Source organism: Actinoplanes flavus, from assembly GCF_017592555.1.
Lineage (GTDB): Bacteria > Actinomycetota > Actinomycetes > Mycobacteriales > Micromonosporaceae > Actinoplanes > Actinoplanes flavus.
In genome coordinates, this window is the sequence record NZ_JAGFNS010000014.1 from 1 (window position 1) to 20,991 (window position 20,991).

At 70.7% G+C, this 20,991-nt stretch carries 16 protein-coding genes; 8 read left to right on the forward strand and 8 right to left on the reverse strand.

From position 1 onward, the window contains the following. Positions 1 to 177: CAP domain-containing protein (locus J5X75_RS21690; protein WP_208469474.1), on the forward strand; the 177-nt coding region annotated here is incomplete at its 5' end. Positions 178 to 406: 229 nt separating this feature from the next. Continuing rightward, positions 407 to 1,975 carry a pectate lyase family protein gene (locus J5X75_RS21695; protein ID WP_208469303.1) on the forward strand — a complete coding sequence of 523 codons (1,569 nt, stop codon included), beginning with the start codon at positions 407 to 409 and terminating at the stop codon, positions 1,973 to 1,975. Positions 1,976 to 2,154: 179 nt separating this feature from the next. Here J5X75_RS21695 and J5X75_RS21700 read toward each other — a convergent pair whose 3' ends face one another. Beyond that, the gene (locus J5X75_RS21700; protein ID WP_208469305.1) at positions 2,155 to 3,552 is read right to left on the reverse strand and encodes an MFS transporter; all 1,398 of its coding nucleotides are present in this window, start codon (positions 3,550 to 3,552) and stop codon (positions 2,155 to 2,157) included. A 67-nt stretch (positions 3,553 to 3,619) separates the two neighbouring features. On the opposite strand from J5X75_RS21700, the gene J5X75_RS21705 reads away from it, so the two are divergent. Further along, a complete protein-coding gene (locus J5X75_RS21705) occupies positions 3,620 to 4,195 on the forward strand; it encodes a helix-turn-helix domain-containing protein (protein WP_208469307.1) in 576 nt (191 codons plus the stop codon). Positions 4,196 to 4,332: 137 nt separating this feature from the next. On the opposite strand, the gene J5X75_RS21710 is transcribed toward J5X75_RS21705, so the two are convergent. Further along, positions 4,333 to 4,569, reverse strand: coding sequence for a hypothetical protein (locus tag J5X75_RS21710; RefSeq protein WP_208469309.1), 237 nt, complete (start codon positions 4,567 to 4,569; stop codon positions 4,333 to 4,335). Between the two features lie 293 nt (positions 4,570 to 4,862). Here J5X75_RS21710 and J5X75_RS21715 point away from each other — a divergent pair, with 293 nt between their 5' ends. The 3 genes from J5X75_RS21715 to J5X75_RS21725 all read left to right on the forward strand — a co-directional run bounded on the left by J5X75_RS21715 (position 4,863) and on the right by J5X75_RS21725 (position 8,639). After that, positions 4,863 to 6,134: a hypothetical protein gene (locus J5X75_RS21715; RefSeq protein ID WP_208469311.1), complete on the forward strand. Its 1,272-nt coding sequence runs from the start codon at positions 4,863 to 4,865 to the stop codon at positions 6,132 to 6,134. 71 nt (positions 6,135 to 6,205) lie between these two features. Further along, a complete protein-coding gene (locus J5X75_RS21720) occupies positions 6,206 to 6,817 on the forward strand; it encodes a dihydrofolate reductase family protein (RefSeq protein ID WP_208469313.1) in 612 nt (203 codons plus the stop codon). 193 nt (positions 6,818 to 7,010) lie between these two features. Then, a complete protein-coding gene (locus J5X75_RS21725; protein WP_238488808.1) occupies positions 7,011 to 8,639 on the forward strand; it encodes a hybrid sensor histidine kinase/response regulator in 1,629 nt (542 codons plus the stop codon). Here J5X75_RS21725 and J5X75_RS21730 read toward each other — a convergent pair. Beyond that, positions 8,617 to 10,560 carry a hybrid sensor histidine kinase/response regulator gene (locus J5X75_RS21730; protein WP_208469315.1) on the reverse strand — a complete coding sequence of 648 codons (1,944 nt, stop codon included), beginning with the start codon at positions 10,558 to 10,560 and terminating at the stop codon, positions 8,617 to 8,619. The genes J5X75_RS21725 and J5X75_RS21730 overlap by 23 nt on opposite strands. Continuing rightward, positions 10,560 to 11,312 carry a sensor histidine kinase gene (locus J5X75_RS21735; RefSeq protein ID WP_208469316.1) on the reverse strand — a complete coding sequence of 251 codons (753 nt, stop codon included), beginning with the start codon at positions 11,310 to 11,312 and terminating at the stop codon, positions 10,560 to 10,562. Before J5X75_RS21735 ends, J5X75_RS21730 begins: the two co-directional genes overlap by 1 nt. An 82-nt stretch (positions 11,313 to 11,394) precedes the next feature. On the opposite strand from J5X75_RS21735, the gene J5X75_RS21740 reads away from it, so the two are divergent. After that, positions 11,395 to 15,276 carry a PAS domain S-box protein gene (locus tag J5X75_RS21740; protein WP_208469317.1) on the forward strand — a complete coding sequence of 1,294 codons (3,882 nt, stop codon included), beginning with the start codon at positions 11,395 to 11,397 and terminating at the stop codon, positions 15,274 to 15,276. Positions 15,277 to 15,280: 4 nt separating this feature from the next. Here J5X75_RS21740 and J5X75_RS21745 read toward each other — a convergent pair whose 3' ends face one another. Further along, the gene (locus J5X75_RS21745) at positions 15,281 to 16,396 is read right to left on the reverse strand and encodes a 5-methyltetrahydropteroyltriglutamate--homocysteine S-methyltransferase (RefSeq protein ID WP_208469319.1); all 1,116 of its coding nucleotides are present in this window, start codon (positions 16,394 to 16,396) and stop codon (positions 15,281 to 15,283) included. 55 nt (positions 16,397 to 16,451) lie between these two features. Here J5X75_RS21745 and J5X75_RS21750 point away from each other — a divergent pair, with 55 nt between their 5' ends. Beyond that, positions 16,452 to 16,955: an epoxide hydrolase N-terminal domain-containing protein gene (locus J5X75_RS21750; RefSeq protein WP_208469320.1), complete on the forward strand. Its 504-nt coding sequence runs from the start codon at positions 16,452 to 16,454 to the stop codon at positions 16,953 to 16,955. Positions 16,956 to 16,959: 4 nt separating this feature from the next. Here J5X75_RS21750 and J5X75_RS21755 read toward each other — a convergent pair whose 3' ends face one another. From J5X75_RS21755 to J5X75_RS21765, 3 genes are read right to left on the reverse strand one after another with little or no spacing between them, the layout of a single operon-like run. Beyond that, positions 16,960 to 17,955 carry a LacI family DNA-binding transcriptional regulator gene (locus J5X75_RS21755; RefSeq protein WP_208469321.1) on the reverse strand — a complete coding sequence of 332 codons (996 nt, stop codon included), beginning with the start codon at positions 17,953 to 17,955 and terminating at the stop codon, positions 16,960 to 16,962. 52 nt (positions 17,956 to 18,007) lie between these two features. Continuing rightward, a complete protein-coding gene (locus J5X75_RS21760) occupies positions 18,008 to 19,264 on the reverse strand; it encodes a DUF1996 domain-containing protein (RefSeq protein ID WP_208469322.1) in 1,257 nt (418 codons plus the stop codon). Then, the gene (locus J5X75_RS21765) at positions 19,261 to 20,925 is read right to left on the reverse strand and encodes a galactose-binding domain-containing protein (RefSeq protein WP_208469323.1); all 1,665 of its coding nucleotides are present in this window, start codon (positions 20,923 to 20,925) and stop codon (positions 19,261 to 19,263) included. The genes J5X75_RS21760 and J5X75_RS21765 overlap by 4 nt, the downstream gene beginning before the upstream one ends. Between the last annotated feature and the right edge of the window lie 66 nt (positions 20,926 to 20,991).

A 20,991-nucleotide genomic window follows, 5' to 3' on the forward strand; every position in this document is an offset into this window, starting at 1 on the left:
CCCTCCAGCGAGAACATCGCCTACGGCTACCGCACCGCCACCGACGTCGTCACCGGCTGGATGAACAGCCCCGGCCACCGCGCCAACATCCTCAACTGCAAATCCAAGACCGTCGGCGTCGGCGTCGCCTACGCCACCGACGGCACCCCCTACTACACCCAGGACTTCGGTTACTGACACCCCCGATGTGAGCAGCGACGCCCCAGCCGGTCCCCCTGCGGCTGGGGCGTCGCGCTGTCCGGTCGGCGCGACGCGCTTGCCACATTCACTCGGATCGCTCTATATTCTCGCACTAGGAAAGCGCTTTCCCGCATCTAGAGGCGCTCCGCGGCGGTCATCCCCAGCGTTCCACCCGCCGCCCATCCCCCATGCGCGCACCCCGATGCGCGAGAACAGGTGAAGCGAGATGAGACGATCAGTCGCTCTGCGACTCTCCGCGGTCCTCGGCGTGGCCGGCGCGGCCGGCGCGATCGCCCTGGGCCTGCCGCAGCACGAGGCGTCCGCCGCGGCGAACGCGGCCACCGGTTTCGCCAGCCAGAACGGCGGTACCACCGGTGGCGCGGGCGGGACCACCGTCAAGGCCACCACCGGCACCGCGATCCACAACGCGCTGTGCACCCGGGCGTCCAGCTCCACCCCGATCATCATCCAGGTCGAGGGCACCATCAATCACGGCAACACGACCAAGGTGTCCGGCGACAGCTGCAACACGGCGGCCGACAAGATCGAGCTGAAGGAGATCAGCAACGTCACGATCGTCGGCGTCGGGGCCGGTGCGACCTTCGACCAGCTGGGCATCCACATCCGGGACTCCAGCAACATCATCATCCAGAACGTGACGGTCAAGAACGTCAAGAAGTCCGGCTCGCCGACCTCCAACGGCGGTGACGCGATCGGCATGGAGAGCACCGTCCGCAACGTCTGGGTCGACCACGCCACCCTCGAGGCGTCCGGTGGCGAGTCGGAGGGCTACGACGGTCTTTTCGACATGAAGGACGACGTCGAGTACGTGACGCTGTCCTACAGCATCCTGCGCAACTCCGGGCGTGGTGGCCTGATCGGCTCCAGCGAGAGCGACACCGGCAACAGCAACATCACCTTCCACCACAACAAATACCAGAACATCGATTCGCGTACGCCGTTGCTGCGCGGCGGGATCGCCCACATCTACAACAACCACTACGTGAGCCTCAACGAGTCGGGCATCAACTCGCGGGCCGGCGCCAAGGCCCGGGTGGACGGCAACTACTTCGAGGACTCGAAGGACGTGCTCGGCACCTTCTACACCGACGCGGCCGGCTACTGGCAGGTGTCCGGCAACATCCTCGACAACGTGACCTGGTCGGCGAAGGGCACCGAGAACAACCCGGCCGGCCCGAACGTCGTGTCGAACACCAGCGTGAGCATCCCGTATTCGTTCACCGCCGACAACGCGTCCTGCGTACCGTCGATCGTCGCGGCCACCGCCGGCGCGAACACCGGCCTGAAGGTGTCGACCGGCACCTGCTCGGTGACGTCGTCGCCGAGCGCCTCGCCCACCTCGTCGCCGACCTCCAGCCCCACGTCCTCGCCGACGTCCAGCCCGACCGCGTCGCCGACCGCGACCTCCGGCACCAACCTGAGCATCGGCGCCGGTGCGGACGGTTCCAGCAAGGCCAGCGGCACCAGCTACGGCAACGTCAAGGACGGCGACGTCAGCACGTACTGGTCGCCGAGCGGCACCACCGGTGACATCTCGATCAAGTGGTCGTCGGCCACCACGGTCGGCCGCATCACCATCGTCGAGGCGTCCGGCTCGACCGGCGCGATCGGCGCGTGGCAGGTGCTCAACGGCGCGACCGGGGCGGTGCTGAAGTCGGGCACCGGGGCGGGTTCCATCTCCTTCACCGCCACCTCGACCACCAAGGTCACCTTCCGCATCACCGGCGCGACGGCGACCCCGAAGGTCGCCGAGTTCCAGACCTTCGCCAGCTGATCCACCGAACGTGGGGCGCCCCCCCCCCGGGGCCGGGGGCGGGGCGGCGGCCCCCCCCCCGCCCGGCCCCCCCCCTGCTGAGCCCCCGACGGGCGGCCGCCCGGGCTGTCCGCGGGGCGGGGGGCCGGCCCACCCCTAGAGGCAGGGCACACCGTCCACGACGGCGTGCCCTGCCTCGCTCACCGCGCCGGTGCGGCGACCGGGCCCGGCGGCGCCACGGCGGCTCTCGCCACGCCGGCCGGGGACGCCTGGGCCACGGCCAGGATCGCCAGCCCGCAGGCGGCCACCAGCACCCATCCGGGCCGGGTCGCCGCGGCCAGCCGGTCCGGTGGCAGGTCCGCGACGATGCCCCCGGCGATCGCCACGCCGAGCGCCGTGCCGACCTGCCGGGCCGTCGAGGCGATGCCACCGGCCAGACCGGAGCGCTCCGGCGGCAGGCCGCTGACCGCGGTGTTGGTGATCGGCGCGTTCGCGAACCCCAGCCCGATCCCGGCGACCAGGTAGGCGGTCAGCAGCAGGGCCGTACTGGTACGGTCGCCGAGCCCGATCAGCAGCGCCCCGCCGAGCAGGGTGCACGTCCCGGCCACCCGCAGCGGCAACCGCGGCCCGAACCGGCCGACCAGATGGCCGGACAATGGCGCGCACACCGTAGTGGCCAGGGCCATCGGCAGGGTGAACAGGCCCGCCTCGATCGGGCGCAGACCCCGTACCTGTTGCAGGTAGAGGGTGCCGAGCAGCAACGTCACGCTGAACGCCACGAAAACGGCCACCGCGCCGCCGATCGCCGCGGCGAACGGCGGCCGCCGGAACAGGGCCAGGTCGATGAGCGGCTCGGCACGCCGGGACTCGGCTCGGACGAACGCCGCCAGGGCCGCCGCGATCACCAGGTATCCGGCCAGCAGCGCCGGTGACGTCCAGCCCAGGCGCGGGCCTTCGATCAGCACCGCGACGCCCGACCCCAGGAGCACCACCAGCAGGATCTGGCCGGGCAGGTCCAGCCGGCGGGCCTTCGCCGCACGCGACTCCGGCACGAAGAAGGCGGTCAGCACCAGAACCGCCGCGATGATCGGCAGGTTGGCCCAGAACACGGTGCGCCAGCCGAGCCCGGTGATCAGCGCCCCACCGAGCACCGGCCCGGCCGCCATGCTCAGGCCGAACACCGCCGCCCACACGCCGATCATCCGGGCCCGCTCCCGCGGATCGGTGATCACACTGATCACGATGGCCAGCGCCACCGGGCTCAGCATCGACCCGCCGACGCCCTGCAACGCGCGGGCCGCCACCAGGAAGCCGATCGACGGGGCCAGGGCGCACGCCACCGACCCGGCGCCGAACAGCACCAGACCGAGCCGGAAGACCCGGCGACGGCCGATCCGATCGGCCAGCGCACCGGAAGTGATCATCAAGCTGGCCAGGACCAGGGCGTACGCGTCCACCGCCCACTCCAGGTCGGCGGTCGCGAGCCGCAGGTCGTCGCCGATGGCGGGCAGCGCCACGTTGACGGCCGTCGTGTCCAGGCCGACCAGGAAGATGCTGGTGGCACAGATCGCCAGCACCAGCCATCGTTGTTCTCTCATGGCGCCGATCGTCACGTCGGCACCCCTCCCCGGCCCAGTGGTCTTGCGAGGACCGCAAAATGCTCGGGTGGACGCGGAACTGGAACGACTGATCGGCGACATCGGCCCCCGGCTCAACCGGGTCCGGCAGGATCGCGGCCTGACCCTGGACGAACTGGCCGGCGCCACCGGCATCTCGGTGAGCACCCTGTCCCGGCTGGAGTCCGGCAAGCGCCGGCCCACCCTGGACCTGCTGCTGCCGCTGGCCCGCGTCTACCGGATGTCGCTGGAGCACATGATCGGCGCCCCGCAGACCGGTGATCCGCGCGCCCATCTGACCCCGCACCACCGGGAGACCCGGACCGGCATCGACAGCGTGGTGATCCCGTTGACCACCTACCCTGGCCGGATCCAGGTGTTCAAGCAGATCCTGAGCCCCGCGACCGCCACGCCGTCGCTGGTGACGCACCCCGGGCACGCCTTCTTCTATGTGCTGGCGGGCACGGTCCGGCTGCTGCTCGGCGAGAGCGAGCGGTTGCTGAAACCCGGCGACAGCGCCGATTTCGACGCCGGCGAGCCGCACTGGTTCGGCCCGGCGGGTGGCTCACCCGCCGAGATCCTTCACCTGTACGGCCCGCACGGCGACCGTTTCCCGGCGGGCTAGGCCGTTCCGCGCTCAGGGTCGCACCGGTCACGACGTCGATGGTGGACGGTTCACCACCGTCTTCGGTGGCGAACCGTCCACGATCGCGCGGTCCGGCGGGAGCGGGACGCGCAGCATCCCGCCGGACCCTTGCCGTCCTAGCCGCGGCGGATGTAGACGGTCACCACGCCCAGCGCACACAGCATGATCAGCGCGAAGGCGGCGACCGCCGCGTACGCGAGACCGGCGGGGATCGCCCCGTAGGCCGCCGCGCCGATGATCCCGGTCAGCCCCACGGCAGACGCGCCGGCGACGGTGAGCGAGGTCTTGATGACCCCGGCCCGATGATCGGGACTCTCCTGTCGGCGGCCCGGCGGATTGGATAACGTACGCATGTTGCTCCCCTGGTGATGGTCCTCGCACGGTCGTTTCCGGTACCGGGCAACCCGACGGCCCGCCTGCCAGCGGGCCGTCGCCTGTCCTACCGCTCGGTACATCCGCCCAGTCTGCCGCCCGTGGCCATCCGCGGACTCCGCATCGGACGCCGCCTGACAAAGGTCGACCGGCGCGATTTCGCAGATGGCGCCTCGGCGACCACGGTCCGCGCGCCCGGCCCGCTGCCGCCGCACCGCGGATCCGCACCGCCCGGATCAGTGGATCGGCCGGGCGGATGCTTGAATCCTCGACCATGGGGGATCTACATGTTTCGAAGAAGGTGATCGCCCTCGCGGTCACGGTTCTGGCTGTCGTCGCCGGTGTCGCGGTGTTCTGGCCGGACCGGGACCGGCCCGCCACCGCGACACCGCAGCCGAGTGCCTCGTTCCATAACCCGGTGGCGGATGCACGCGCTGAGGTCAAGGCGCTGTTCGACACCCAGGCGAAGGCTCTGGTCGCCGGAGACGAGCGGGGCTGGCTCGCTCCCGTCGACCCGGCGCTGCACGACACGTTCCGGGTGATGTACCGCAACCTGCGGGCGCTGGAGATCAGCCATGCCGAGAGCGACGTGGTCCTGCTGAAGTACTCCGAGTCCGAACTGCTGATCGATGTGGTGCTCGGTTACTGCCTCGGTGGCGTCCCCTGCCCGGCCTGGGCGGCCGGCGATGCGGAGGGAGCGCCGAAGCTCTACTACCGGACGGTCGTGGTGCCCCGGAACGGCTCCTACACGGCGACCACGATGAGTGAGGCCGACTACCACAACCACCTGAGCCCCGCCCCCTGGCAGACTCCCGGCCTGCGGTTCGTCCGCGGCGAACGGGTGATCGTCGCGGCGCCGGCCGGCCTGGCGAAGCATCTGGGCCGGGTCCTGCCCGTCGCCGAGAAGGCCGCCACGGTGGCCGACCGCTTCGCGGCCGTCTCCGGCACACCGCCCCAACGCTACCGGGTCTATCTCGCCGACAACCGGGCCTGGAAGAGCTGGTACGGCGGTGAGCGGCGGAACTGGGTGGCCGGCTACCACAAGGCTCTCAACCGGACCGGCAGCGACCTGGTCCTGCGTGCCGACGCGGTGCTGGGCTCCGACCGTCGGCTGCGCGAGACGATCCAGCACGAGATGGGGCACGCCGTCACCCTGCTGCCGACCGTCGACTGGACCGAGGACGACGAGGACTGGCTGGTCGAGGGCATCGCCGAATACATCGGGTCCGCGCCGGCCGCAGCACCGGACACCGGCAGCGCCACGGTGCTGCGCCGGTCCTTCGCCAAGCGCGGCGCTCCCCGGTCGATCGCCCTGCCCGGCCTCACCGAGAAGAGTGACGAACTGACCGTCGACACCCTGTACGCGCACAGCCACTTCGCCGCGGCGTGCCTGGCCGATCGGTACGGTGAGCGGAAGCTGCTCGACTTCGCTCACCTGGTCCTCCAGCGGGGTCAACCGGTCGACACGGCGTCACGTGGCGCGTTCGGGCGGCCCTTCGCCGTCGTCGACAAGGCCTGTGTGGCGTGGATCCGGAAGAAGATCTGAGCGACCGATGAGTTCCGGCCACCGCGCCGGTCTACCCCACGGAAAGCACACGACACGAAAGGGGCCCCATCATGGCCAAGGTCATTTCCACCCTGTTCATCTCGGCCGACGGTGTGGCGGAGATCGACCCGGACTGGCACTTCCCGTACTTCGACGAGAACATGGGCCGGGCCGTGACCGAGGACTACGAGACGGCCGACGTGCTGCTGCTGGGCCGGGAGACGTTCGACAGTTTCGCCGGCGCCTGGCCGGAGCGGGAGGCCGCCGGCGGGGAGGACGCCCCGTTCGCCAAGCAGCTCGGTGACACCCGCAAGGTGGTGGCGTCCCGTCAACGGCTGGAGTTCTCCTGGCGCAACTCCGAGCTGATCGACGGCGACCTGGTGGCGGCCGTGACGGCGCTGAAGGCCGACGCCGGCGTGAAGGGCGTGCTCATCCCCGGCTCGATCTCGGTGGTGCAGCAGCTTCTGGCCGCGGGTCTGGTCGACGAGCTGCGCCTGCTGGTGCACCCGGTGGCCGCCCGCAAGGGGCGCCGGCTGTTCGACGAGGGCGACACGGCGTACCACCTGAAGGTGATCGCCACCGAGGCCTACCCGACCGGCGTGATCCGGGTGATCTACGCGCCCACCGAGGCGCCCGCGCCGGCCGGCTACGACGACGCGAAAGAGCAGCTCAACGCGCAGTGACCCACCTGCCGTGCGGAGGCGGCGGCCCAGCGGTGCGGATACCGTCCGGGCCGCCACCGGGCGTGGCCGGGACCGGTGGGCCGGGTGGGTGGGTGGGCGGCTCGGCCCGCAGTAGTCCTTTGACGAAACATCGGCATTTGTCTGGCTTGCCGGACTATCGTACCGATGATCGGTCACGTGCAGGAGGACCATGATGCTTCCGACACGGGCGCTGGCCGGGGCGGTCGTGGCCGGAGCCGCAGCGATCGGATGGGCGTCCAGCCGCCGGTCCCGGCGTGCGCCGGGCAACCTCGGCACGCGGACGCAGGCGATGCTGGCCGCGATCGCCGAGCAGTCGTCCGACCCGATCATCGCCTGCACCCTCGACGGCACGGTGATCGCCTGGAACAGCAGCGCTGAGCGACTCTACGGATGGACCGCGGCCGAGGTGCTCGGCCACCACTTCGGCGACCTGCTGTCCCCGGACCGGCGCGGCGCGCTGGAGCAGGTGCTGCGGAGACTGGCCGCGGGCGAACACATCCACGAGGAGGAGATCCGGCGCAAGCGCAAGGACGGCACGCCGCTGCTGGTGTCGACGGACGTGTCGCCGATCCGTGACCGCAACGGGACGGTGGTCGCCGCGGCGGCCAGAGAGTGCGACGTCACCGAACGCAAGCAGCGCGAGGCCGAGGAGAAGGCGGCCATGGAGCAGTCGGTGCGCGCCGCCCAGATGGAGAGTCTCGGTCAGCTGGCCGGTGGAGTGGCCCACGACTTCAACAACCTGCTGGCGATAATCCTGAACTACACCGATTTCATCGCCGACGAGGTCACCGGTGAGGCCGCCCGCGATCTGTCCCGGATCCGCGACGCCGCCGACCGGGCGCGGTCGCTGACCGGGCAGTTGCTGCTGTTCGCCAAGCGCGATCCCGGCCGGGTGGAGGTGGTCGACCTGAACGACGTGGTCACCGGCTCGACGGACCTACTCGGCCGGACCATCGGCGCGAACATCCACCTGGTCGCGCGGCCGCGGGCGGGCGCGATCCCGGTGGCCGCGAACCGCGGCCGCCTGGAACAGATCATGCTGAACCTGGTGATCAACGCGCGGGACGCGATGCCGGACGGCGGCGTGGTGGTGATCGAGACGGACTTCACCGAGGTCACCGACGGCCCGGAGGCGCCGCTGCCGCCGGGCCGCTATGCCCGGCTGACGGTCAGCGACACCGGCACCGGCATGTCGGCGGAGGTGCGCGATCGCCTGTTCGAGCCGTTCTTCACCACGAAACCCGCCGATCGGGGCACCGGCCTGGGCCTGTCGACGGTCTACGGGATCGTCGGCGACGCGGGCGGGCACATCGGCGTGGAGTCGGAGCCGGGCGCCGGCACCACGTTCCGGATCCTGCTGCCGCCGGCGGACTCGCCGGCTCCGCCGGCCTCCGCGGCGCCGCCCGGGCCGTCGTACGGTCGCGGTGAGCGGGTGCTGGTCATCGAGGACGAGGTCTTCGTACGCGATGTGGTGGTCCGGATCCTCCAGGAGAACGGCTACCGCACCACCACGGTTGGCGAGAACTCGCTGGACGAGGTGGATCTGGCCGATGTTTCCCTGCTGGTGACGGACATCGTGCTGCCCGGCCGACCGGGCCCGGAGGTGGCCGCCGAACTGCGGCTGCGGCAGCCGGACCTGCGGGTGCTGTTCATGTCCGGATACAGCGAGAGCGAGTTGCGCCGCCGCTACCACATCGCCGACTCCACCCGGATCGTCCAGAAGCCGTTCACCGCGGTGGAGCTGCTGGCCACGGTCGGCGAGGCGCTGTCCGGGGCACCTACCGTCGCACGGCCGCGGTGAGGGTGGCGTGCAGGGCCGCCAGCAGCTTGTCGGCGGTGAACGGCTTGCCGACCACGGTCACGTCCGGATCGAGCTGCCCCTGGTCGGTCATCAGCGGGTCGGCGTACCCGGACATGTAGAGCACCGGCGTGCCGGGCCGTTCCGCGGTCAGCGCCGCGGCCAGTTCCGGCCCGTTCATGTGGGGCATGACCACGTCGGTGAGCAGGGCGTCGATGACGCCGGAATGGTCACGGGCGACGCGCAGCGCCGCACGCCCGTCGCCGGCGGCCAGAACCGTGTACCCCGCCCGGCTCAGGATGCGCCGGGCGGCCTCGCGGACGCCGTCCTCGTCGTCGGCGATCAGGACCGTCTGCCCGGTGCCGGCGGACGCGGCCGCGGGCGGCGTGGATCCGGCCGCGGGCTCGTCGGTGCCGGGCAGGTAGAGGTGCACCGTGGTGCCGTTGCCCGGCGAGGACTCCAGCACCAGCTCGCCATGGGCCTGGCGGAGGATCCCGTACGCGGTGGCCAGCCCCAGACCCGTACCGTGGCCTTTGGGTTTGGTGGTGAAGAACGGCTCCACGGCGCGGTCCAGCACCTCGGGGCTCATGCCGTGCCCGGTGTCGTGGACGGCGATGTGCACGTTGTCCCCGTCGTTGTCGGCGGTCAGGGTGAGCGCGCCGCCGTCGGGCATCGCGTCGCGGGCGTTGTTGGCGAGATTGATCAGGATCCGGGTGAGCTGGCCACCGTCGGCGACGATGTTGCGCAGGTACGGGTGCAGGTCGACGCTGACCGTGACGTGCCGGCCGAGCACCGGTTCGAGCAACTCGGTCACCTCGGCGAAGAGGGCGTGCGGGTCGAGCACGGTGGGCTGGACGACCTCCCGCCCGCCGAAGGACAGCAGCTGGTGGGTGAGGTGGGCGGCGCGTTTGCCGGCCTGGCTGATCCGGTCCAGGTCGTCGAGCATGTCGCCGGCCTGTTCGGCGGTCAGGGTGGTGCCCGCGGCGTCGCGCAGCGCCTCGGCGGTGAACTCGCTGAACGACAGGATGATGTTGAGCATGTTGTTGAAGTCGTGTGCGACCGCGCCGGACAGCCGGGCGAGGCTCTCGAAGCGCTCGGCGATCCGGCGGCGTTCGGCGATCTCGTGCTCGACGATGGTGGTGACGTCGTCGACCGTGGCGACGAATCCGCCCCTCTCGTCGGTGATCTGCCGGATGGTGGTGTGCAGCCAGCGGCGGCCGCCGGGCAGGTGCTGCTCGCCGTAGAAGCTGACCGGGTCGACCGGCAGGCCGTCGTGCAGCAGCTCCTCGCGGTGCCGCGGGTCGAGGCTGCACATCCAGCCGTGCCCGGCGAGCTGCTCGGGGCCGAGGCCGGTGATGTCGGCCAGGCGCGGGTTGGTGTAGGTCGCGTTCAGCCCGGTGTGCCCGGAGACGATGCCGACCGGCGAGACGTCGGCGAGGGCGTGGAACCGCGCCTCGCTCGCGTCCAGGGCGAGCACCTTCTCCAACAGCTTGGCGTTCACCGTACGTAGGTGCTCGGCACCCACGTCACCGGCGGTCACGTGGGTGATGACCGGTTCGGCGTGCAGTGCCCGCTCGACCGCGGCGAGCAGGACGCCCGGGTCGGCGGACTTGGCGAGAACTTGGGTGACCCCGTACGCGGCTGCCAGCGGCAACGCCTCCTCCGGCCGGTAGTTGGCGGTGTAGAGCAGCACCGGGATGTCGGCGGTGCCGGCGTCGGCGCGCAGCTGATGGACGAACTCGTAGCCGTCCATGCCGGGCATCACCACGTCGGCGAGAACCACGTCGGGGTGCAGGCGCCGGGCCAGATCGAGTGCCTCCGGGCCGCCGGTGGCCTCGATGACGTGGTGGCCGCCGTCGTCGAGGGTGAGACGGGCGACCTCGCGGTTGGTGGCGCGGTCGTCGACGACGAGGACGGTGGCCATCAGGGCTTCTCCGCACCGGGACCGGGCTGGAAGACGACGGTGCAGATGGTTCCGGCCGGCGAGGTCCGTACGGTCAGGGTGGCGCCGCAGCGGCGGGTGAGGTGCTGGGCCAGGCACAGGCCGAGCCCGGTGCCGTGCTCGTCGTGGTCGTGGGCGGCGGCGCCGCGTTCAAACGGCAGGAAGACGCGCTGCTGCTCGGCGGGTGACAGGCCGGGGCCGTGGTCGGCGATCTCGACGGCCGGGCCGGTGGCCGCGCCGCCGGGGCGGACGGTGACGTGGATGTCCGGGTGGTCGGCGTACCGGACGGCGTTGGCGAGCAGCTCGGTCACGACCTGGCGGGCGTCGTCGGGATGAGCCAGCGCACGGACCGGGCCGGGCGGCGTCCGTACGATGACGTGCCGGTTTCTCGCCGCGGCGGTCTCCCCCGTCGCGGCGACGGCGTCGGCGGTGACCGCGACGCAGTCGACGGGTTCCAGACGGCGCTCGTCGGCCGGGGCGGCGCTGTGGGCGAGGGCGACGATCCGCTCGACCGTGCCGAGCAGCTCCGCCGCACTACTGTTGATCATCTGAAGCTGACGGGTCTGCTGCGCCTGATCGACGGCGCCGGTGGCGGCTTTGCGGGTCATCAGCCCGGTCAGCCCGATGATGCCGGTCAGCGGCCCGCGCAGCTCGTGGCCGAGCCGGGACAGGGCGTTGCCGGCGAACAGGTCGCCGGGTTCCGGCAACGTCACGACGGCGGCTGTCTGGTCCACATCTTCTCCGCGCGGTAATTTCCTAGATGCGGCTTGTATTCGCATTTTATTGGTGACGCTAGAAGTTGTGATGGTTTCTGCGGTGACCGGCGTCCGTTACCGGGTACGGATCTGGCGGATCACGGCGGTGGCGGCCACCGGGATCGGCGCGGCGACCCTGGCCGGCCATCTGGCGCAAGCCCTCGAATGGTGGTCGATGTCGCCCACCAGTGCCGTTCTGGCCATCATCGGTGGCGCCGCGCTGCTGCTCTCCGGGCCGGTCCGGACCACCGGATGGCGCCACTGGGCCGCCCGTGCCCTGGCCCTGCTGATGGTGGTGATCGCGGTCACCGCACTGGTGGCGGTCCTGTCCGGGGCGACCGTCCTGCTCGACTGGCTGTCCGGCACGGCGGCGCCGGCGTCCACCGGGCCGCCGCCGATACGTTCGATGGCCGCGTTCCTGCTGATCGGCCTGAGCCTGGCGCTGCTCGACGCCGGGCCCCGCCGCGGATACCTCGCCCCGCAGCTGCTGGCCGCGGCCGCCGCCCTGGTGATGGGCGTGGCGGAGCTGGCGTCGCTGTTCGGTCTGGCGTCGGTCCACTCGAACGGCGTCCTCTGGGTGACCCCGCCCGCCGCGCAGGCCTGCGTGCTGCTGCTCGCCACCGGGGTGACGGTCAGCCGGCCCGGCGCGCTCGCGGTGCAGGTCTTCGGCGGGCGGTGGCTCGGCAGCCGGGCGGTGCGCCGCCTGGCGCCGGCGGTCGCGGTCGTGGTGCTCCTGATCGCGTTGTCGCCGGCGCTCATGGCCCGGATCGGCGTCGACGTCGAGAGCGTCGGCGCCGACATCATGGTGAGCCTGCTGCTGCTCACCCTCTACCTGGTGCTGCTGCGATCCGGCCACATGCTCAACGAGGCCGACCAGCGCCGGCAGGCGGTGATCGCCGAACTGCGCGGCCAGCGCGACTTCAACGACATCGTGCTGACCGCCCTGATCGAGGGGGTGGTGACGCTCGCCCCGGACGGCCGGGTGCTCAGCGCCAACGAGCGCTGGTCGCAGATGACCGGCTATCCGGCCGACGAGGTGATCGGGATCCACCCGCCGTACCCCTGGTGGCCGGACCGCGAAGAGGATCTCCAGGTCATCCTCAACACGGGCGGGCGGATGGAGTTCTCCACCGACATCCAGCGCAAGGACGGCACGGTTCTCCCGATTCTCGCCACCGTGTGCCCGTTGCGCACCGGCGATCAGCTCAGCATGCTCATCGTCACCTGCCGCGACCTGACCGACCGGGACCGGCAACAGGCGGAGCGCCGCCGGATGGCCGAGGAGCTCGACCACTTCTTCACGCTGTCCGGCGACATGCTCTGCATCGCCTCGGCGGAGGGCTACTTCACCCGGGTCAATCCGGCGTGGACGCGCACCTTCGGCTACAGCCTCGAGGAGGTACGCGAGCGGCCGTTCCTGGCGTTCGTACACCCGGACGACATCGACCACACCATGGCCCAGCTCCGCCTGCTGACCAGGGGCGGCACGTCGACGATCGAGGTGGAGAACCGGTACCGCGGGCGCGACGGCAGTTACCGCTGGCTGAGCTGGACCGCCACGCCCGCCGAGGACGGCTCGAGCATCTACGCGGTGGCCCGGGACATCACCGAACAGCGGGCCGCCGGAGAGGCGCAGGCCCGGCTCGCCGCCATCGTCGAGAGCACCGCCGACGCGATCATCGGCCGCACCCTGGACGGCACCATCCTCAGCTGGAACCCGGCCGCCGAGCGCATCTACGGATACCCGGCCGGCGACATGATCGGCCGCAACGTGGACATACTCTACCCGGCCACCTTCCGCGACGAGCCGAAACGGATCCGGGCCCAGCTTCTGCAAGGCGAGACGGTGCACGTCGAGGACACCACCCGGGTACGCCGGGACGGCTCGCTCGTACACCTGGCGATCACCATCTCCCCGATCCGTGACATCAACGGCGAGGTCGTCGGGGCCGCCTCCATCGCCCGGGACATCACCGACGCCAAACGGGCCGAGAGACAGTTCCGGCAGTTGGTCCTGAGCGCGCCGGACGCCATGGTGATCTTCGGTGCCGACGGCTTGATCCGGCTGGTCAACCATCAGACCGAAAGCCTGTTCGGCTATCGCGGGAACGACCTGATCGGCCGGCCGGTGGAGATCCTCGTCCCGCCGGACCTGCACGCCGAACACGCCGACGACCTCCGGGAGTACCTGGGGGCGCCGTCGGTGCGCCAGGTGGACCTGGGCCGGGAGCTGTGCGGACGGCGGCAGGACGGCACCGAGTTCCCGGTGGAGATCAGCCTGGCCCCGCTGGAGACCGAGGACGGCACCCTGGTGTCCGCGGCCATCCGCGACGTGTCCGAACGGCGCCGTACCGAGCAGGCTCTGGCCACCGCCCGGGACCAGGCGCTGGCCGCGGCGCGGGCCAAGTCGCAGTTCGTGGCCATGGTCAGCCACGAGATCCGTACGCCGATGAACGGCGTGATCGGCCTGACCAAGCTGCTTCTGGACACCCCGCTGGAGTCGGTCCAGCGCCGGTACGCCGAGTCGATCCGCACGTCCGCCCGGGCGCTGCTCGCGATCATCAACGACATCCTGGACTTCTCCAAGATCGAGGCCGGGAAGATCACCCTGGTGGAGCAGGACTTCGCGCTCGGCGACCTGATCGAACAGGTGGTGCACGCCGCCGCGGCCGGCGCCCGGGACAAGAACGTCGACGTCGTCTCCTACTACCCGGCCGACCTGCCGAGCATGGTGCGCGGCGACGAGGGCCGGCTGCGCCAGGTGCTGTTGAACCTGGTCGGCAACGCGGTCAAGTTCACCCGCGAGGGTGAGGTGGTGGTCCGGCTGGAACCGGTCGGGCCGCCCCGCGACGGCCGGCACCGGCTCACGTTCAGCGTCACCGACACCGGCATCGGCATCGACCCGGAACAGCTCAGCCGGCTGTTCGAGCCGTTCACCCAGGCGGACAGCACGATGAGCCGCGAGTTCGGCGGCACCGGGCTGGGACTGACCATCAGCCACCAGCTCGTCGAGTTGATGGGCGGCCACCTGCAGGTGGACAGCGAGCCCGGCCACGGCAGCCGATTCGAGTTCACCATCACGCTCGCCGGCCCACGCGGCGACCAGGCCGGCGCGGCATCCCGCGGTGATCTGACCGCGCACCGGATGCTGATCGTCGACACCAACCCGATCAGCCGGCGATTCCTCACCGAACACGTGCACGCCTGGGGCATGCAGGTCACCACCGCGAGCAGCGGCGAGGAGGCGCTCGGCCATCTGCGGACGGCCGGCGCGCGGGGGGAGCCGTACGACGTGGTGGTGCTCGACCACCGCCCCCCGGAGCTGGACGCGGCCCGGCTCGCCGACGACATCGCCACCGACTCGCTGATCCGGTCGCAGCCGTTCTGCGTTCTGCTCACCCGCGACCCGTCGGCCGAATACCTGCTGCACGGCGACGTTCTCGCCAAACCGGTCGGCCCGTCCGCCCTCTACAACTGCCTGCTGACGCACTTCGCCGCCGACCTGGTCGCCGCCGCGGCGGTGGCGCAACCGGAGGTACCGGCCGGCGGCCGGGGCCGGATCCTGCTCGCCGAGGACAACGAGATCAACCAGATGGTCGCGGTCGACACGCTCAGCGCCCTCGGCTACGAGACCGACATCGCCGTCAACGGCGCCGAGGCGGTCGAACTGGCCAGCAGCCACGAATACCAGGCGATCCTGATGGACTGCCAGATGCCACGGCTGGACGGCTACGAGGCCACCGAGCGGCTACGGCACACCGAACAGCCGAACCAGCACACCCCGATCATCGCGATGACCGCCGGAGTGCTCGCCGAGGACCGGCAGCGAGCACTCCAGGCGGGCATGGACGACTTCCTGGCCAAACCGATCGACGCCGACAAGCTGCGCGCCACCCTGGACCGCTGGATCCACCCCGACGAGGAGCCGGCCGGCCGGCGATAGCAGCTCAGCCCCACACCTCCGCGGCGGTCTCGGTGATCAGGCGGAGCTTGGCGACCTGCTCGTCGTAGGTGAGCGCGTTGCCCTCGACCGTGGAGGAGAACCCGCACTGCGGCGACAGCGCCAGCTGGTCGAGCGGAATGTGGCGGGCCGCCTCGTCGATGCGGCGTTTCAGATCGTCCTTGGATTCGAGCGTGCCGCGTTTCGTGGTGACCAGGCCGAGCACCACGATCTTGCCCGGTGGGACGAACCGCAGCGGAGCGAAATCGCCGGAGCGTTCGTCGTCGTATTCGAGGAAGAATCCGTCGACGGCCAGTTCCGAGAAGAGCGCCTCGGCCACGAAGTCGTAACCGCCCTCGGCCGCCCACGAGGAGCGGAAATTGCCGCGGCACATGTGGGTGGTGACGTTGAGCCCGGCGGGCCGGCCGGCGATCGCCGCGTTGATCTGGCGGATGTAGCGCAGATGCTGATGTTCGGCGTCGTCACCGCGTTCGGCGAGCAGCCGCCGCTGGGCCGGGTCGTTGAGATAGGCCAGGCTGGTGTCGTCGAGTTGCAGATAGCGGCAGCCGAGGCCGGCGACCCGCCGCACCTGTTCGGCATAGGCGGCCGACAGGTCCGCCCAGAACTCCTCCTCGGAGGCGTAGACGGCCGGATCGATGGCCGCCCGGCCGCCCCGGTAATGCACCATGCTGGGCGACGGAATGGTCAGTTTCGCGGTGATCCCCGGGCCGGTCTGCGAGGCCAGGAAGGCGAAGTCCTCGCCGAAGACGGTCTCCTCGAGGCGGATCGGCCCGTCCACGGCGAGGGCCGCCGATTCGAAGTCGAGTTCACCGTTCTCGTTACGGAAATGCACCTGGATCTTCTCGTCGGTGGGCCGGATCCCGCCGAGCCGGTAGATGAAGTCCATGTGCCAGGAGGTGCGGCGGAATTCGCCGTCGGTGGCCGAGCGCAGGCCGACGTCGTGCTGCATGCGGACGACCTCGCGGATCGCGTCGTCCTCGACGGCGCGCAGGTCGGCGGGGGTGATCTCGCCGAGGGCGTGCTGTTCACGGGCCTTGAGCAGGCGGGGCGGGCGCAGGAGACTGCCGACGTGGTCGGCGCGGAACGGTGGCGTGTCGCGCACTGGCGTGGCTCCCTTCTCTCGCTGCCAACCTACGCCGAACGGGTGAGGATTAGGGATGACCTTCGATATCCAACCGTTCCGCAGTATCCGGTCACGGTGGACGGGGTATCTGGTCACGGTGGACGGTCTGCCGATCCACGTGCCGCACGCCCGGTCATCGCGGCCCGGCGCGTTCCCGCTGATCCTGACGCACGGATGGCCCGAATCGGTGCTCGAAGGGACCGGAATGGCGCCGCTGCCGACCGGCGAGTTCGACGTGGATCAGGTGACCCTGAACTGGCTGACCGGCATCGGCGCGGCGGCGGCCCGCCGGTACGCGGAGAGCATCGACCTGGTGTCCGGCTGGCTGAGCGGCGCCCGTGCCGACCGTGTCGAGATCCCGGTGGGTGCTTCGATCTTCGCCAAGGAGGTGCCTCGGCCGTCACGGCGGTGGGCGCACCGCCGTCATCCCGGCGTCCGCTACTGGGCCACCCATGACCCGGGCGGGCACTTCCCCGCCCTGGAGGTGCCCGGCCCGCTGGCCGCCGACCTGCGGGCGTTCTTCCGCATGGCGGCGTGACGGGTCAGGTGGAGGCCCGGAGCACCAGGCTGGGCTGGAAGATGACCGACCGGGCCGCGCGGCCCGGCTCGTCGATGTGGGCGACCAGCAGCTGGGCCATCTCGGCGGCCATCTCCTCGACCGGCTGCCGGACCGTGGTGAGCTGCGGACGGCACTCCAGCGCCGGGCTGCTGTCGTCGAAGCCGACGACCGCCACGTCCTCGGGGACGCGGCGACCGCGGTCCTGCACCGCGCGCAGCGCGCCCTCGGCCATCAGGTCGCTGGCGACGAACAGGCCGTCCAGGTCGGGATGGTCGTCGAGCAGGCGGTGTGCGGCGGCCTCGCCACCGGCCCGGGTGAAGTCGCCGATCTCCGCGGGTGCGTCGGCGCCGGCGACCGCCCGGAACGCCTCCAGGCGTTCGGATCCGGCCGGGACGTCGAGCGGGCCACTGATCGTGGCCAGCCGGCGGCGACCGCGAGCGATCAGGTGCTCGGCGGCGAGCCGGGCTCCGAGCCGCTGGTCCAGGTCGACATGGCTGACCGGTAGCGGCGCGGCCGGCCGGGACGACAGCACCGCCGGGATGCCGAGCGCGTGGACCTGGCCGGGCAGCGGGTCGTGTTCGCTGGAACAGATCAGCAGCACCCCGTCGACGTGACCCTGCCGCAGGTAACGGATCACCTGATGGTGGTCGGCCGAGTCGGTCGGCACGACCACGAGATGGGTGTCGTGGGGCCGCAGCGCGCCGGTCGCGCCCGCGGTCACGCGCCCGAAGTACGGGTCGGTGAAGATCCGGTTCAGGAAGGAGTGGTCGTCCGGCCGGTCCGGCTCGCTGATCACCAACGCGACCGAATTAGATCGGCGGGTCACCAGGCTGCGGGCGGCGACGTTCGGAACGTACCCCGTCGAAGCGATCGCACGCTGGACCGCGTCGCGGATGCCGGGCGCCACCGAGGCCGCGTTGTTGATCACCCGGGAGACGGTGGCCCGGGAGACGCCGGCCGCGGCGGCCACCTGATCCATCGTGGGATGGTGGCCACCGCGGCCCGGTCGCGAACTCATGTGCAAAGTTCTATCAGGGCCGTCCGTCGGTCCCGCACTTGATGATCGGACGGATGCAGTCGTTCACCCGGCGGGCCATCTCCGCGACCGGCCAGGCGTTGAAGAAGTCGCCGTGCATCGTGAACCCGCCACCGGAGGCCAGCCGCAACCGGGCCGGGTCGCCGGTGACCGGATAGCGCATGACCTGCCGCAACTTGGGCACCACGACCGGGTGGCTGGCCGGGCAGGCGTTGTTCACCGGGTAGGCCATGTGGCTCTTGTGGTCGGTGGAGTCCAGGTTCCGGCCATCCCAGCAGTGCGGGAAGTCGAGGTACGACTCCAGCATCGATCCGGCCGGGCAGTTGACGAAGTCCGGCGACGAGCCGACGTGCCCGGCGTGCAGGCACGACCAGCGCGAGATGGTGTTGTCGGACGGGCCGGTGGCCTTGGCGTTTCCGGCCACGATCCGCAGGCCCAGCGGCAGCGGCTGGGTCTGGGCGATCAGGTCGTCGCGGACACCCTCACCGAGGTAGTAGAAGATGCCGGTGACCGGTTCGACCGGCACGTTGTCGCGGTACAGGGTGGGGATCCAGTAGGAGGACTTGTCGATTGACGGGTTGCAGTTGCTGTTCGCATTGAGCAACGTGTCAACAGTTGAGAACGCGTTGGTGTTGGTGGCGCCGAAGAAGCTGTGCATGTGTGAGGCGCCGGGCAGGCTCGGGAAGATGATCGGGTCGTCCGGCAGCCGGTGGCTGAACGGGCAGTCGGCCAGGAACTCGGCCACGCGAACGGCGCCCGGCGGGATGGTCGGCGTGGTTCCGCCGCCCGTCCCGTACACCTGGAACTCGTTGAGCGACACACCCCATTGCGTGGCGCGCGCTCCGGCCTCGAGCCGCACGTAGCGTGCGGTGCCGTTGACGTTGACCGTCTGTTTTCCGCCGGTGCCGGCGGCGGTGCTGTAGAGGGTGGTCCAGCTCTGCGCGTCGGCGGAGGCCTTCAGGGAGAAGCTGCGGGCGTACGCCGACTCCCAATCCAGCACGATCGAGGTGACCGTGGCGCTGGCGCCGAGGTCGACCTGTAGCCACTGTGGGTCGCTGAAGGCGCTGGACCAGCGGGTTCCGAGGTTGCCGTCGACGGCGTTGGAGGCCGGGAAGGCAGCCGACTCGACGGACGAGGCGGTGGCGGGCTTCCCCTGGGAGAGCAGGGTGTCGGCGGCGGAGGCGGACGTGGCGGTGACGATCAGGTAGGTGGCGAGAACGGCGGCCACCGCGCCGGCGAAGATACGCCTCATTGGTAGACCCTCACGTAGTCGACGAGCATGCGGCTGGGGAACGGGGTGGTGGCGTCGATCGGGCCGGGGAAGTCGCCGCCGACGGCCAGGTTGAGGATCAGGTAGAACTTGTGGTCGTAGATCCACGGGCCGCGGGTGTTCTCGACGGTCTCCTTGGCCGCGTCGAAAACCAGGCGGCCGTCGAGGAAGAACCGGATGCCCTTGCTGTCCCACTCGGCGGCCCAGACGTGGAAGTCCTGCGAGAGGTCGACGGTCGCGTACTTCTGGCCATAGCCGCCGGCGCCGTTGTAGGCCGGGGCGTGCAGCGTGGAGTAGGCCTCGCCGGTGTTGCGGCCGAGGACCTCCATGATGTCGATCTCGCCGTTGTACGGCCACGGCCGGCCCTGCAGGAAGTCGTCGCCCATCAGCCAGAACGCCGGCCACAGCCCGTTGCCCTTGGGAACCTTGACCCGCGCCTCGATCCGGCCGTACTGGACGTGGAACTTGTTGCTGGTGTTCATCCGGTGCGAGGTGTACTGGCGGCCCTGGTAGTCCTGGCGGCGAGCCTCGATGACGAGCTGGCCGGCGCCGTTCATGGACGCGTTCTCACCGTTGGGCGTGTAGTACTGGATCTCGCCGTTCTGCGGGACGCCCGGGTCCATGGTCCACTTCGCGCCGTCCGGCTTGGTGCCCGCCGCGCCGTTGAACTCGTCGGAGAAGACCAGGCGGGTGGCCGGGAAGACCGGGTCGGCGGGCTTCGCGGGCGGGGTGGTGGGGTTGCCGCCGGTGCCGTAGATGCTGAACTCCCAAAGTGAGTAGCCGTACGGGCCGCTGCGGGCGGTGCCGTACATCCGCACGTAACGCCCGGTGCCGGTGGCGTTGATGACGTCCTTGAGGCCGTCGCCGGTCGTCGTCGAGTAGATGGACGTCCAGTTCACGTTGTCCGCGGACACCTGGATCTGGTAGCCGCGGGCGTAGGCCGGGTCCCACTGGAGGACGACCTGGCTGATCTGGGCGGTCGCGCCGAGGTCCACCGAGATCCAGCCGGGATCGACCCAGCCGTTGGTGGAGCTGGTGGCCCAGCGGCTGGCCGGATCGTTGTCGAACGCCTTGTCCGGGCTGCACGGGTTGCAGTTGACGTCGTTCTGCCAGGTGGAGGCCTGGGCGGGCTTGGCGTAGGAGAGCAGGCGGGCGGTTCCGGTCGGCGGAGCGTCACCCGAGTAGACCTGGAACTCCCAGAACGAGTAGCCGTACGCCTCGAGCGCCCGCTGGGTCAGGTTGATCCGCACGTAGCGGGCGGTGCCGGAGAGCGCGATGCTCTGCTGGCCGCCGGCGCCGGTCGTGGTGCTCCAGGCGTTGGTCCAGGCGCTGCCGTCGGTGGACAGCTGGATGGTGAAGGCGCGGGCGTACGCGGCCTCCCAGTTGATCGCGACCCGGCTGACCGCGGTGGCCGCGCCGAGGTCGACCTGGAACCACTGGTTGGCGGTGAACGCGCTGGCCCAGCGGGTGCCGTTGTTGCCGTCGACCGCCTCGGACGCCAGGTAGGCGCCGGCGATCTCGGTGGACGACGCGGTGGCGGTCTTGCCCTGGGAGACGAGGACCTCGGCGGCGTTCGCGGGTCCGGAGGGGACCGCGACGAGCGCGGCCAGCAGCGCGGCGACGGATAACAGACGACGTCTCATGGCGGGGAACTCCTCGGGGATGTTTCACGCTTGTGAAAGCGCTCTCTTGCCGGACACTGTGAACCG

What these genes read in the sequence shown, in the direction of transcription:
- J5X75_RS21695 (WP_208469303.1), top strand. Translation starts at nt 407, where the DNA reads ATGAGACGATCAGTCGCTCTGCGACTCTCCGCGGTCCTCGGCGTGGCC.
- J5X75_RS21700 (WP_208469305.1), bottom strand. Translation starts at nt 3,552, where the DNA reads ATGAGAGAACAACGATGGCTGGTGCTGGCGATCTGTGCCACCAGCATC.
- J5X75_RS21710 (WP_208469309.1), bottom strand. Translation starts at nt 4,569, where the DNA reads ATGCGTACGTTATCCAATCCGCCGGGCCGCCGACAGGAGAGTCCCGAT.
- J5X75_RS21715 (WP_208469311.1), top strand. Translation starts at nt 4,863, where the DNA reads ATGGGGGATCTACATGTTTCGAAGAAGGTGATCGCCCTCGCGGTCACG.
- J5X75_RS21720 (WP_208469313.1), top strand. Translation starts at nt 6,206, where the DNA reads ATGGCCAAGGTCATTTCCACCCTGTTCATCTCGGCCGACGGTGTGGCG.
- J5X75_RS21725 (WP_238488808.1), top strand. Translation starts at nt 7,011, where the DNA reads ATGCTTCCGACACGGGCGCTGGCCGGGGCGGTCGTGGCCGGAGCCGCA.
- J5X75_RS21730 (WP_208469315.1), bottom strand. Translation starts at nt 10,560, where the DNA reads ATGGCCACCGTCCTCGTCGTCGACGACCGCGCCACCAACCGCGAGGTC.
- J5X75_RS21750 (WP_208469320.1), top strand. Translation starts at nt 16,452, where the DNA reads ATGACCTTCGATATCCAACCGTTCCGCAGTATCCGGTCACGGTGGACG.
- J5X75_RS21755 (WP_208469321.1), bottom strand. Translation starts at nt 17,955, where the DNA reads ATGGATCAGGTGGCCGCCGCGGCCGGCGTCTCCCGGGCCACCGTCTCC.
- J5X75_RS21760 (WP_208469322.1), bottom strand. Translation starts at nt 19,264, where the DNA reads ATGAGGCGTATCTTCGCCGGCGCGGTGGCCGCCGTTCTCGCCACCTAC.
- J5X75_RS21765 (WP_208469323.1), bottom strand. Translation starts at nt 20,925, where the DNA reads ATGAGACGTCGTCTGTTATCCGTCGCCGCGCTGCTGGCCGCGCTCGTC.